This window comes from Tuberibacillus sp. Marseille-P3662, from assembly GCF_900178005.1.
In the GTDB taxonomy this organism is placed as follows: Bacteria; Bacillota; Bacilli; order Bacillales; family Sporolactobacillaceae; genus Marseille-P3662.
Window position 1 is genome coordinate 161231 of record NZ_FXBS01000006.1, and the last position, 13019, is coordinate 174249.

The 13019-nt window shown below is 41.0% G+C and carries 11 protein-coding genes; all 11 read left to right on the top strand.

Annotated features, from left to right (window positions below; genetic code table 11):
- The first annotated feature begins 204 nt into the window (after positions 1 to 204).
- The 11 genes from B9Y89_RS09350 (at position 205) to B9Y89_RS09400 (ending at position 13008) form a co-directional block, all read left to right on the top strand.
- Complete coding sequence (locus B9Y89_RS09350) at positions 205 to 1500, top strand: ABC transporter substrate-binding protein (RefSeq protein WP_085522970.1); 1296 nt, start codon at positions 205 to 207, stop codon at positions 1498 to 1500.
- A gap of 52 nt (positions 1501 to 1552) precedes the next feature.
- On the top strand, positions 1553 to 2485 hold the full coding sequence (locus B9Y89_RS09355; protein WP_085522971.1) for a carbohydrate ABC transporter permease: 933 nt from the start codon (positions 1553 to 1555) through the stop codon (positions 2483 to 2485).
- Positions 2486 to 2488: 3 nt separating this feature from the next.
- Positions 2489 to 3331 carry a carbohydrate ABC transporter permease gene (locus tag B9Y89_RS09360; protein ID WP_085522972.1) on the top strand — a complete coding sequence of 281 codons (843 nt, stop codon included), beginning with the start codon at positions 2489 to 2491 and terminating at the stop codon, positions 3329 to 3331.
- Between the two features lie 66 nt (positions 3332 to 3397).
- Positions 3398 to 4912 (top strand): arabinosylfuranosidase ArfA, encoded by a 1515-nt coding sequence (gene arfA, locus B9Y89_RS09365; RefSeq protein WP_085522973.1) that lies wholly within the window; start codon positions 3398 to 3400, stop codon positions 4910 to 4912.
- Between the two features lie 391 nt (positions 4913 to 5303).
- On the top strand, positions 5304 to 6119 hold the full coding sequence (locus tag B9Y89_RS09370) for an AraC family transcriptional regulator (protein ID WP_085522974.1): 816 nt from the start codon (positions 5304 to 5306) through the stop codon (positions 6117 to 6119).
- Between the two features lie 131 nt (positions 6120 to 6250).
- Positions 6251 to 7402, top strand: a complete 1152-nt coding sequence (locus B9Y89_RS09375) for a Gfo/Idh/MocA family protein (protein WP_085522975.1) — start codon at positions 6251 to 6253, stop codon at positions 7400 to 7402.
- A gap of 14 nt (positions 7403 to 7416) precedes the next feature.
- The gene (locus B9Y89_RS09380; RefSeq protein WP_085522976.1) at positions 7417 to 8601 is read left to right on the top strand and encodes a dihydrodipicolinate synthase family protein; all 1185 of its coding nucleotides are present in this window, start codon (positions 7417 to 7419) and stop codon (positions 8599 to 8601) included.
- Positions 8598 to 9413 carry a sugar phosphate isomerase/epimerase family protein gene (locus tag B9Y89_RS09385; protein WP_085522977.1) on the top strand — a complete coding sequence of 272 codons (816 nt, stop codon included), beginning with the start codon at positions 8598 to 8600 and terminating at the stop codon, positions 9411 to 9413. Before B9Y89_RS09380 ends, B9Y89_RS09385 begins: the two co-directional genes overlap by 4 nt.
- Before the next feature lie 69 nt (positions 9414 to 9482).
- On the top strand, positions 9483 to 10571 hold the full coding sequence (locus B9Y89_RS09390; RefSeq protein ID WP_085522978.1) for a Gfo/Idh/MocA family protein: 1089 nt from the start codon (positions 9483 to 9485) through the stop codon (positions 10569 to 10571).
- A gap of 13 nt (positions 10572 to 10584) precedes the next feature.
- Positions 10585 to 11775 carry a Gfo/Idh/MocA family protein gene (locus B9Y89_RS09395; protein ID WP_085522979.1) on the top strand — a complete coding sequence of 397 codons (1191 nt, stop codon included), beginning with the start codon at positions 10585 to 10587 and terminating at the stop codon, positions 11773 to 11775.
- Positions 11776 to 11976: 201 nt separating this feature from the next.
- Positions 11977 to 13008, top strand: coding sequence for a TRAP transporter substrate-binding protein (locus B9Y89_RS09400; RefSeq protein WP_085522980.1), 1032 nt, complete (start codon positions 11977 to 11979; stop codon positions 13006 to 13008).
- The last annotated feature ends 11 nt before the right edge of the window (positions 13009 to 13019 follow it).

Genomic DNA, 13019 nt, shown 5'->3' on the forward strand with positions numbered 1-13019 from the left:
ATAGAGGGAACTGAATATAGACTTTATTTATACGGATTAATTATTTATATAGACATAAAATAATAATATGTTCGGATGTTTTTGATCAAGAGTCGTATTTTTAGATCAAAAAGGAAAGCGCTGTCATTTAAGTGTTATGGGAAAAGGAATTCAAAAAAGTGAATGATCTTATTGTCTGGCTTAAAAATCTAAGGAGGGATTTAATTGAACAGGATTTCAAGGATTGCCATATCCCTAGTATTATTAGTGGGCTTCACTATATCCGGATGTTCGAATGCCAAACAATCAGGTACATCTGAAGATGGTGCAACAAAGATAACGCTGTGGTCGTTTGTTGAAATGCACTTAAATTTCTATGAAGATGCAGCAAAAAGGTGGAATGAAGCTTATCCTAATCGGCAAATTGAACTCGAAACGACTCAATATCCTTATGCTGGTATGCATAGGAAGCTCATTCTTTCATTACAGTCGGGAGTTGGAGCACCGGATATTGCTGATGTTGAAATCAACAAGTTTGGAAATTACTTAAAAGGTAAGCCCCAGTTAACTAATTTAAATGATCTTATTGAACCGGTTAAAGATCAATATGTTCAGTCTAGACTTAAGATTTATAGCAAAAATGGCAAGCTTTACGGCATTCCCACTCATTTAGGTTCATCTGTCATGTTTTACAACAAAAACATACTAGATGAAGCAGGAGTAGACCCGGACAACATTGTAACTTGGGATGATTTTATTCAGGCAGGTAAAAAGATCAAATCAGCAACCGGGAAACCCATGCTTGGCATTAATACAACGGACGTTAATCAGTATTGGCCAATGGTTCTCCAACGAGGATCTCATTTTATCAATAACAGTAATGAGTTTTCGATTGACACCAAGATCAATGCTGACAGTTTAAAGCTCTTAGATCAACTTGTTCACAAATACAAAATTGCAGTGCCAGCTCCGGGTGGCGATCAAGATGTCGAGAAGTTTTATGGTTTTATGAGTAAAGAGAAAGTAACATCTGTCTTAGCTCCCATGTGGTATATGAGCCGTTTCGTCCAATATATGCCTGACCTAAAGAATAAGATCATTGTTCGTCCGATGCCAAAATGGACCCCTAATGGCGACCGATCTGCAGGTATCGGTGGAACAGGGACCGTTATTCCTAAACAAACGAAACACCCTGATCTTGCCAAAGATTTTCTGAAATTTGCTAAAGTCACGAAGGAGGCCAATATTCAAATTTGGAAACAACTTGGATTTATTCCACCTCGGGCAGACGTCTATGATTCACCGAAATTACAGGAACCAAATAAGTTCAACACATACTTTCTTAATGATGATCTTTTTGAGGTCGTACGCGAGATTAGAAACGAAATTAACGGTCCTAATGTAAGTGGTAAATTACCAAGAATAGCTAAGCCGATTTCTAGTGCTCTACACACAGTGATTCGGAAAAATAGTGAAACACCTGCGGAGGCCCTAGAAGGTGCTGATAAAGGGCTTAAATAAAATTAAGATTGGATTTCTCCTATTATTTGTTTGACTCATTATAAGGGGAGGTATAGATGTGAAACTTGAGCGTTCTTATCCCGTCAAAGTAAAGCAGAAGACCAGCCTGAAACAGCTCTTCTTTTCTCAGAAACTGGCACCCTACATTTTTGTATTACCTTTTATCATTGTTTTTCTAGTGTTTTTCTTATACCCCATTATAGACATGATTTCGATGAGTTTTCATCGTGTATTACCAGGTGTTCACGATTTTATTGGTTTGCAAAATTACAACCGGATTACGAATCAACATTTTGTTCATGCGATTAAAAATACGATTGTGTATACAATATGGACACTGATTATTTTGATTCCCATTCCTTTATTCTTAGCAACGGTTCTAAATTCGAAATTTTTACGTTTTAAAAATGGATTTAAAGCAATGCTTTATATGCCTTCGCTAACTTCTGTTATTGTGGGCGGTATTATCTTTAGTTTAATGTTCAGTGAAACTGATACTGCTTTAATTAATTCACTGTTAATTAAAATAGGGTTAAAACCACAGGCATGGACCATGGGGGCTACAACCGGCATGTTTCTAATGGTAGCACTTGCTTCCTGGCGATGGATGGGGGTCAATATTTTATATTTTTTGGCGGGCTTGCAGAACATCCCCAATGAATTGTACGAGGCGGCCGAAATGGATGGTGCGAATCGATTCTATAAGTTCTTTAAAATCACTGTTCCACTTTTGAAACCGGTAACAATTTTCACTTTAACAATAAGCTTGTTTGCTGGATTCAGAATGTTCGAGGAAAGTTATGTCCTTTGGAAAGGCAATTCTCCTAATGACATCGGACTCACTATCGTTGGCTATATTTATCAGCTTGCTTTTAGTTATAACAACATGGGGGCAGCTGCCGCGGTGGGTGTCGTGTTGTTAATTATCGTGTCAGTTTTATGTTTCGTTATGCTGAAATTCTTTGGCGTTTTTAAGGAGGATTAAAACATGCAGTGGGTTAAAAACAATAGTATGTTGTCAATACTTGCACATTTACTATTTATTGCCGCAAGTTTTTTAGCTATATTTCCTTTACTCGTTATTATCATTGGATCCTTTAAAGATGCGGTGGAGTTATTTCGATCGGGCGTTAATTTAAAACTTACGCCGGAATTATTTACTTGGGACAATTACAAGAATCTTTTTACAGAAGGGACGATTTATTTTCGCTGGTTCTGGAATAGTATCGTTGTAACCTTCCTTTACACCGTTATTTCTGTCTTTTTGTCAGGTATGGTGGGTTATGGCTTGGGGGTCTATAAATTCAAAGGACGGAACATCATTTTTAGTCTTGTCCTATTTTTAATGATGATTCCGGTTGAAATTCTGTTACTGCCTCTCTATAAGCTATCAATCTTTTTGAACATTATTAACACGTATTGGGGTGTGATTTTGCCTTTTGCCGTAACCCCTTTTGTTGTTTTCTTCTTTAGGCAATTTTCAATTGGGTTACCTAAAGACTTTCTTGATTCTGCAAGGGTCGATGGGTGTTCAGAGTTTGGTATATTCTTTAAGATTATGGCACCGATGATGGTTCCAGCATTTGGGGCGATGAGTATTATGCAGGCCATGTTCAGTTGGAATAATTTCTTATGGCCATTGATTGTTCTAAGAACCGATGACATGTTTACTTTGCCTATTGGCTTAGCATCGCTTATGTCTCCTTATGGGAATAATTATTCCATTCTCTTGGCAGGATCAACGCTAATGGTCATTCCCATTTTGATTATATTCTTGTTCTTCCAACGTTACTTTATTTCTGGTCTAACGACTGGAGGCATTAAAGGTTAACCCAGAGTAAAATGACTTAATCGTCGTTTTTAATATTAAAATTTTTCCTATTGGAGGCTAATTGATATGACTCATCACAAACAATCAAAGATGATTCTTGACAAGGCATTTAAAGTAGGCGAAGTTGACGATCGTATTTATGGTTCCTTCATTGAACATCTTGGCAGAGCAGTTTATGAAGGCGTGTATGAACCAGATCATCCACTTGCAGATGAGCAGGGATTCAGAAAAGATGTCATGGATTTAGTGAAAGAATTGAACGTACCTCTTGTTAGATATCCAGGCGGTAATTTTGTTTCCGGATATAATTGGGAAGATGGTGTCGGCCCTGTAGAAGATAGACCGAAACGCCTCGATTTGGCATGGTCGACGACTGAATCTAACCAAGTTGGCACCAATGAGTTCATGGATTGGGCGAAGAAAGTCAATGCCGAAGTTAACATGGCGGTTAATTTGGGAACAAGGGGTGTGGATGCTGCGCGAAACCTTGTTGAGTATTGTAACCATCCATCAGGAACCTATTGGAGTGACCTCAGAATCTCACATGGCTATCAACAGCCTCACAATGTCAAAACATGGTGTCTCGGCAATGAAATGGATGGTCCTTGGCAGATTGGTCATAAAACTGCCGAGGAGTACGGTAGAATTGCGGCAGAATCGGCCAAAGCCATGAAGTGGGTGGATCCTTCAATAGAATTAGTCGCGTGTGGCAGTTCCAATCGGTCGATGCCAACGTTTGCTGATTGGGAAGCCACAGTTCTTGAACATACTTATGAACACGTCGACTATATTTCGCTTCATACTTATTATGGCAACCGCGATAATGATTTAGGTAACTATTTGGCACAGTCATTAGATATGGATGAATTTATCAAATCTGTGATTGCTACTTGCGATTATGTCAAAGCCAAAAAACGGAGTAAGAAAAATATGTATCTTTCATTTGATGAGTGGAATGTATGGTTCCATTCGAATGAACAAGATAAGCAGGTTGAACCTTGGTCTGAGGCTCCGCATTTACTTGAAGATATATATACATTTGAGGATGCTTTACTTGTTGGCAGTATGCTAATCACGCTTTTAAAGCATGCTGATCGTGTCAAAATCGCTTGTCTTGCTCAGCTTGTCAATGTGATTGCACCGATTATGACAACAAAAGGCGGCGAAGCATGGCAGCAAACGATCTTTTATCCTTATATGCATGCATCTGTGTATGGTCGAGGAACAGTATTAGATCCAGTTATTTCATCACCGGTCTATGATTCAAAGGATTTTACGGATGTCCCCTATCTCGATTCAACGGCTGTATTTAATGAAGATCATAACGAACTGACCATTTTTGCCGTCAATCGTAGTCAGGAAGATGCATTAACGTTGGATTGTGATATTCGCAATTTTGAAGACTATCAAGTTATTGAACATACGGTTCTAGAAAATAACGATGTCAAAGCGACAAATCAAGATAATCATAACAACGTTAAGCCACACAGTAATGGCGATGCGGTCGTCACTACGGGCTCAATTCAAGCTCATTTACCTAAGCTTTCTTGGAATGTGATTCGATTGAAAAAGATGGCTTAAGAAAAATCATTCGAACCCTACCTCTGATATAGATGTGGGGTTCAATTGTATCTATTGCTTGTTTTTTTAATAGCCGTTGCTATTTAAAGGAAGTTACGAGTGCTCTTTCCTTTTTAAAACGGTTTTAGACTTTTTAAAAACGATAGCTAAGGTTATGTATAAAATTGTGTCATGAAGACATAGCCCCTTTTGGAATTTTTACGTGTATTTCCATTGACGGGCGCTGTCTTCTTTTTTATTTTATTTTATTTTTGTTTGAATGGTAGTGGTCAAAATCATCTATATAAATGATATGATTAAAGTATCAATAAACGGGAAGTTGTTTGCTTTAGAGAAGAAGGATCCACTATATTTATTGTTTTGTGCACTTTAAGTTGTGGAGGGAATCGAGATGAGTGTTCAAATAGGGAGTCAACGTTCTGCCATTATATCTCTTTATGAAAGCAAGCATAATGAGAAAGACAGTGTGGAGTCTCACCATCACAGGACCCATCAAATTTTATACACATTAGAAGGTGAAGGTGCTTGCACATTGAATGGACAAGAATATCAAATTGTGCGAGATAGTTTTATTATCATTACGCCCCTAACCGAGCATTCGATTGCTGCTAATTCGAAAATGACCATCCTCGTGCTTGAATTTGATGCTACGGTTTTAAGTGCGGATATCCAGGAGCAATTGATACCTGCAGTCTTCCAAAGAGCATGTGTACAACAACTGAGCATGTTCGATAGTGGTGAGCTTCGCCAGCTGCTTCGGAAAATGTTGTATGAACAGTCGCACGGTGATCGGCTTTGGGAGATGGCATTAAGAGTCTATATGGCTGAATTGCTTTTTACCATTGCGCGTTCATATCAGGATATACCTCAAGCGGATACGAATACTTTGCGAGTTGAACGGCTGCGACATTATATTGATACTCGATATTTCGATATCAGCAATGCAGAGGATATTGCGAATCGAATGGGCTTGAGCAAACGCTATATGCAGAGTATTTTTAAAGAATATTACGGCAGTACACCGATGCAATATTTGACAGAAGTTCGCCTAGGACTAGTCAAGCAACTGCTAGTTGAAACGGAGAAAGATATTGTGTCGATATGTTTTGAGGTCGGATTTGAATCACTCTCTACTTTTTATCGTTTATTTAAAAAGCACATCGGTGTTCCGCCTAATATGTATCGAACGACACAAAGAAATTTATAAGTTTTTATGAAACCCCTTCGCTTATTGTTCAATAAAATGATTTCCGAAAATGAGAATAGGTTTCTTCTTCTAATGAGACAGCGTTTACAGAACCGTCTATACTGAACGTAATGATTAGAGGAGGGAATCTTATGAGTACACATAGTATAGGAATGATCATGAATGGTGTGACTGGGCGCATGGGAACCAGGCAACACTTAATTCGTTCTATAGTTGCGATCCGTGAACAAGGGGGTGTTCCGCTTGGCAACGGGGACTACATTATGCCGGACCCTATTCTTGTCGGTCGTAATCAAGAAAAATTAAAAGCGCTTGCTGAAAAATATGCTATTGATCGTTGGACGACTGATCTATCAGAAGCATTGTCAGATGATAGGAATGAGATTTACTTTGATTCACAGACAACGTCCCGCCGTGAAGCATCTATTAAACAAGCAATTAAAGCCAACAAGCATATTTATTGTGAAAAACCAACGGCCACTTCATTAAAAGGCTCTTTAGAGCTTGCAAGACTTGCCAAAGAAGCCGGTGTGAAAAACGGCGTTGTCCAGGATAAACTCTTTTTGCCAGGCGTTATGAAACTCAAGAGATTACTAGATGCTAACTTTTTTGGTGACATTCTCTCAGTTCGCATGGAATTTGGCTATTGGGTATTTGAAGGAGATTGGCAAGAGGGGCAGCGTCCTTCTTGGAACTATAAAAGTGAAGAAGGTGGCGGCATTGTTGCTGATATGTTCCCACATTGGCGCTATGTATTGGATCACCTATTTGGATCCATTCAATCATTGTCGGCAGTGACAGCGACCCATATTCACGAACGGGTCGATGAAGATGGAAAGCTCTATAAGGCTACCGCTGATGATGCCGCTTACGCTACTATGGAGCTAGAAAACGGCGTTATTGCTAGTATTAACTCTTCATGGGCGGTTCGTGTAGATCGTGATGATCTGCTGACGATTCAAGTCGATGGGACAGAAGGCAGTGCTGTCGCAGGTCTTCGTGGCTGCAAAACCCAGCATAGGGTGAACACACCCAAACCCGTTTGGAACCCGGATTTGGAAAATTCAATTGATTTCCAAGATCAATGGGCGGAAGTACCAGATAATCAACTATTTGAAAATGCCTTTAAAATTCAATGGGAAATGTTCCTCAAGCATGTCCATCAAGATGATGCTTTCCCATGGGATTTTCTAGAAGGGGCTAAAGGAACGCAACTTGCCGACCTTGGTCTGCAGTCGTCCAAAGAACGCCGTTGGCTTGATGTACCTGAATTGAATGTGTAAAGGAGGCCATGGTCATGAGTGATTTTATTTATCTACCTCAACAGGATGGATCCACGTATAAATATGAATTGTCACAAACTGAGGCATTGTCAAAACCTTCTCAGAAGACCTTCGATTCTCGTGTGGCCTATTCGGCGGCCCATGTCGTGGCCAATCCGTTTGGAACTACTGATCCTGTCAGACAACCAGTCATTGACTGGGAGCAAACGATGCAATATCGACATTACCTCTGGTCACTTGGATTGTCGGTAGCTGAAGCCATGGACACAGCGCAGAGAGGCATGGGTTTGCAATGGCAACATGCAAAAGAACTTATCACTCGATCGGTCAAAGAAGCGAAAAGTGTTAATGGTAACATTGCTAGCGGTGCAGGTACTGATCATCTCGAACCGGATCCATCTGTTACTTTAGAGGATGTTGTGAATGCATACGAAGAGCAAGTCGCACATGTCGAAGGGGCCGGAAGTAAGGTTATATTAATGGCGAGCCGAGCGCTTGCATCATGTGCTAAATCTCCGGAGGACTATGAATATGTCTACGGAAAAATTCTTGATCAAGTCTCACAGCCAATTACTTTACATTGGCTAGGAGATATGTTTGATCCTAATTTAGCAGGATATTGGGGTTATGACGACTTAGATGAAGCGATGGATGTTTGCCTCCGCATTATTCATACGCATGCTAATAAAATTGAAGGCATCAAAATATCATTACTGGACGATCAAAAAGAAATTAAAATGCGCCGGCGGTTGCCGGAAAGTGTTCGGATGTACACTGGAGATGACTTTAATTATCCATCCTTGATTGAAGGTGATGAGCAAGGTTACAGTCATGCGCTACTAGGCATTTTTGATGCGATCGCACCCGCTGCGGCTTCTGCCTTGCATGACTTGGACGAAGGAAAGATCGGAACGTTCCGTGAAACATTAGATCGCACAGTTCCGCTTGCTCGTCACATTTTTCAGAAGCCTACTTATGCCTACAAAACGGGCGTGGTGTTCTTAGCTTATTTAAATGGTCATCAATCTCATTTTCGGATGATAGCAGGAACGGAAAGTGCCCGTTCTATTCTTCATCTGACTGAACTCTTTGAACTTGCCGACCAAGCCCATGTACTAACTAATCCGGAACGGGCTATCGAAAGGATGAAGCCAATCCTACAACTGGCCGGTATTGAGCAAACGGAGGCTGTGAAATGAGTGTAGATGTCAATAGAATCAGTTTAAATCAGATTACGACAGAAAGTTGGTCATTGAAGGAAGCGATCGACGGCTGTGTTCGTCATGATATTCCGACGATTTCCGTCTGGCGTCATAAAATCGCTGAATTTGGTTTGAAAGAAAGTAAGCACATGATTGAGGCATCAGGCCTTGGCGTCTCAAGTGTTTGTCGAGGAGGGATGTTTCCAGCGCCCACGATTTCAGAACGAAGAGAACGCATCGATGATAATAAACGAGCGATCGAAGAAGCCGCTGAATTAGGGAGTGACGTGCTCGTCCTTGTCTGCGGGCCAGCTCCAAAGAAAGATTTGCAGGAAGGTCGTCGATGGGTGCAGGAAGGCATTGAATCGTTAATCCCGTTTGCCGAACAGCACAATGTCAAGTTAGGCATTGAACCGCTACATCCCATGTATGCCGCCGATAGATCGGTCATCACAACGCTGGGTGAAGCTAATGCCTTGCAACAATCATTGGAATCCCCACAGGTGGGAGTCATTGTCGATGTGTTTCATGTCTGGTGGGATCCCTTCTTATATGAAGCAATAGAACGTGCCAAGGGACATATCCTAGGGTTTCATGTGTCGGATTGGAGAGTCCCTCTGCCTGATATCTTTAAAGGGCGCTCGATGATGGGGGATGGTGTTATTGATATCCCGCGTATTAGGCAAGCGGTTGAAATAAATGGCTATTACGGACCGATCGAGGTCGAAGTTATTAATCAGGCCATTTGGGATAGGCCTGGGGATGAGACATTGCAGCTGATGAAAGAACGCTTCGCCCAGCATGTATAGCTATTTCGGGAACGGGGCGGTCAGTTGCTCCGTTCTCTTTTACTTTTCTAAACAAGAGAGAAGGATTTGATGACTAACAAAACAAAGCCAACAGATCATACGCAATTTGAACCCAATCATCATCAGGAGGTGCCTGTTGAAGATGATCAGCTCTTTATTGCAGTATCCGGTCTAGAACATGGCCACATCTATAGTATGTGTCAAGGGATGAAAGCTGCAGGAGCAACCATTTGTTGGGTTTGGGATGAAGATCCAGAGAAAATAACAGCCTTCCAGAAGACGTTCCCTGAGGCCAGTCATGCCGCTTCTCTGTCCCAAATTTTAGATGATGAGAAGGTACAGATGGTGGCAAGTGCTGCTGTCCCCTCAGAACGCTGTGAAATAGGAATAAAAGTTTTGGACGCTGGGAAACACTTTTTTTCAGCAAAAACGCCCTTTACGACAATAGAGCAGTTGATACGAGCTGAACAGAAGGTAAATGAAACAGGACTTCTTTGGGCTGTTTTTTATAGTGAGCGGTTGCAGGTTGAATGCGCAGGTTTTGCGGAACAACTGATTCAAAAGGGTGCAATCGGTGATGTTGTGCAAGTTCTGGGCACGGGTCCACACCGATTGAATATTCATCAGCGGCCAGATTGGTTTTTTTGGAAAGAAAAATATGGTGGTATTGTTTGTGATATTGGCAGTCACCAAATTGAGCAATTCCTCTGGTTTGCAGGTGCAAAAGATGCAAAAATCTTGAGCAGTACGGTTATGAATATGTCCCATCCTGACACCCCTGAATTTGAAGCTTACGGGGATGCTCATTTAATAGCTGACAACGGAACGATACATTACTTTCGAGTTGATTGGTTCACTCCGGACGGGTTAAGTAATTGGGGGGATGGGCGCACGGTGATACTTGGAACAGACGGATACATTGAACTGCGTAAATATGTTGATATTGCTGATCAGTCTGAAGGGGAGCGTTTATATTTAGTGAATCATGGTGGAGAGCGCATGTACAATGTCAAAGGTCAAGTCGGTTATCCTTATTTTTACCGGTTAGCACATGATGTCCTTGAACATACATCGACCGCTATGTCTCAAAAACATACTTTTAAAGCAGCTGAACTTTGTTTATTGGCCCAAGAACAAGCAACGACTATCAGGCGATAAGGAGATGGAAATCATGAAGGAAACATGCGGGATTGTATTAGTGGGAATGGCAGGTTATGGTGAAAAATATTTGAATACACTTGATGGACAAAAGAGATTTTCCTGGATTAATGGCATCGTAGATATTCATCCAGAGCGGAGCGCTTATCTTGATAAAATTAGGTCGCACAATATTCCTATCTACGATTCACTAGAATCCTTTTATGAGGTGGATACGGCTGATTTGGCAATCATTTCAACCCCGATTCACTTACATGCTCAACAGGCTATAACTGCGATGGAGAACGGAAGTCATGTCCTTTGTGAGAAGCCAATGACGGGATCTTTAGAGGAAGCAGAGCACATGCGTCAAGTACGAGATCGCACGGGACGCTTTGTAGCCATCGGATTTAATTGGTCGTTTAGTGATTCAGTACATGAATGGAAACAAGATATTCAGCAAGGCTTGTTTGGTGCCCCGATTCGTGGACGGACAATTGTGCTTTGGCCTAGGGATGAAGCTTATTATAATCGTTCCAACTGGGCAGGCAAATGTTACGGTCCAAATGGGGAACCCATTTTCGATAGTATCGCTAATAATGCCACTTCTCACTTTTTTCATCACTTACTTTATGCATTGGGAGATACGGTGGAGCATAGCGCCAAGCTTCATTCTTTAACAACAGAACTGTACCGGGCCAACCCAATTGAAACGTTTGACACTTGTGCCATCCGAGCCAAGACAGACCAAGATATAGAACTTATGTTTTTAGCCTCTCATGCTGTTAACAGGAAGCATGGACCGCAATTCGAGATGGTATTTGAAAGAGCAACCATTTATTATAATGCAGGTGGAAATATGAAAGCGGTTTGGTTAGATGGTACAGAAAAGAGCTACGGCGATCCTGAATCAGAGCATATGCATAAGTTGGATGTTTGTATACAGGCCATTTTGCAGGGGGATAGTGATATTCGCTGTGGTATAGAAGCCGCTTACTCACATTTACTTGGTATTAAGAGTATGCATGAAGCTGTGCCAGACATACCCTTTTTCCCGCCAGACCGTGTGAAGAGAGATTCTGAAACAATGGTGACCTACGTCCCCGGGTTGGCTGAAACACTTATGGAATGTTACCAAGAACACACCCTCCCAGGGGAATCAAACTGTTCTTGGGCATATACGGGTCAAACGACTGATGTTCCTGATGAAGACTATCCTTACTAGATAGAGAGAGCCCTTTCATTTACAAATGAGATTAAATTCACATCTTTATTTCTGAAATTGAGACTTAAATTCTGTTTTTAATAAGACTCAAAACTTGGAAGCGCTTAAAATAAAGATAATCAAAAACACTAATCAGATGACCTTATGAATCAATGAATATCTCAAAGTTATCTATGAAGATAAATTGAAAGGGGTTACAACATGGGTGTAAAGTACCTGATAAAATGCGGTCTAGTTGCAGCGGTGATATCGGCATTACTATTAACGGGAGCTTGTTCAGGTGCAGAAACGGTGACTGGGAATGAAGTTTCGGCGAAAGAAACCAAAACATTGACATTAGCTCATATTCATAATGATGCAAGTCCTGTCTATCATAGTTTAGAAGCATTCGCAGATAAGGTAGAAGAAAAAACGAATGGAAGTGTTCAAATAAAAATTTATGCTGAAGGTGTTTTAGGTGGGGAAACTAAAGTTATGGAGCTTGTGCAAAGCGGCGTCATTGATATGACAAAAGTCAACGGTGGCGTGGTGTCCAAGTTTGATAACCAGTTCTCGGTATTTAGTCTTCCATACATTTTCCGAAACAAGAAGCATTTTCGCAGTTTTATGGAAACGGATACAGTTAAACAAATGTATAAAGGGTTGGAGGATGCCGGACTACGTGGCATTACGTATTATGATGCTGGTGCCCGGAGTTTTTATACTAGGAACAAGAAAATTAAAACTCCTGAGGACTTAAAGGGTCTTAAAATTCGGGTCATGAAAGATGTGACGTCGATTGAAACCATGGAGATGCTTGGTGCTGCACCAACGCCAATGTCTGCAACGGAAGTATATACGAGTCTACAACAAGGGATTATTGATGGGGCAGAGAGTAGTCCAATCGCTTTAACGGATGCTAATCACGGGGAGGTTGCTAAACAATTTTCCTTTGATGAACATACAAGAATTCCGGATTTCCTTATTATGAGTGACGCTTCTTGGGATAAGTTAAGCGAGTCAGAACAACAGGCGTTGCTAGAAGCAGGAAAGGAAACGACGAAGGATCATAACAAGCGTTGGGATAAGATGATTGAAAAAAGTATCAAACAAGCTAAAGAGGAAATGGGTGTAGAATTTTCGCATCCTGATCAAGCACCTTTTCGTAAAAAAGTGCAGCCGCTGATTGAAGAACGTCGGAAAAACAATCCTGAAATAGACCGGTTGTTAGATAAGATTGAAGCTTTACAATAAAGGTTGGATAG

Coding starts and splice junctions, on each gene's coding strand:
- B9Y89_RS09370 (WP_085522974.1), top strand. CDS start 5,304: ATGAGTGTTCAAATAGGGAGTCAACGTTCTGCCATTATATCTCTTTAT.
- B9Y89_RS09375 (WP_085522975.1), top strand. CDS start 6,251: ATGAGTACACATAGTATAGGAATGATCATGAATGGTGTGACTGGGCGC.
- B9Y89_RS09400 (WP_085522980.1), top strand. CDS start 11,977: ATGGGTGTAAAGTACCTGATAAAATGCGGTCTAGTTGCAGCGGTGATA.
- arfA (WP_085522973.1), top strand. CDS start 3,398: ATGACTCATCACAAACAATCAAAGATGATTCTTGACAAGGCATTTAAA.
- B9Y89_RS09395 (WP_085522979.1), top strand. CDS start 10,585: ATGAAGGAAACATGCGGGATTGTATTAGTGGGAATGGCAGGTTATGGT.
- B9Y89_RS09380 (WP_085522976.1), top strand. CDS start 7,417: ATGAGTGATTTTATTTATCTACCTCAACAGGATGGATCCACGTATAAA.
- B9Y89_RS09385 (WP_085522977.1), top strand. CDS start 8,598: ATGAGTGTAGATGTCAATAGAATCAGTTTAAATCAGATTACGACAGAA.
- B9Y89_RS09360 (WP_085522972.1), top strand. CDS start 2,489: ATGCAGTGGGTTAAAAACAATAGTATGTTGTCAATACTTGCACATTTA.
- B9Y89_RS09390 (WP_085522978.1), top strand. CDS start 9,483: ATGACTAACAAAACAAAGCCAACAGATCATACGCAATTTGAACCCAAT.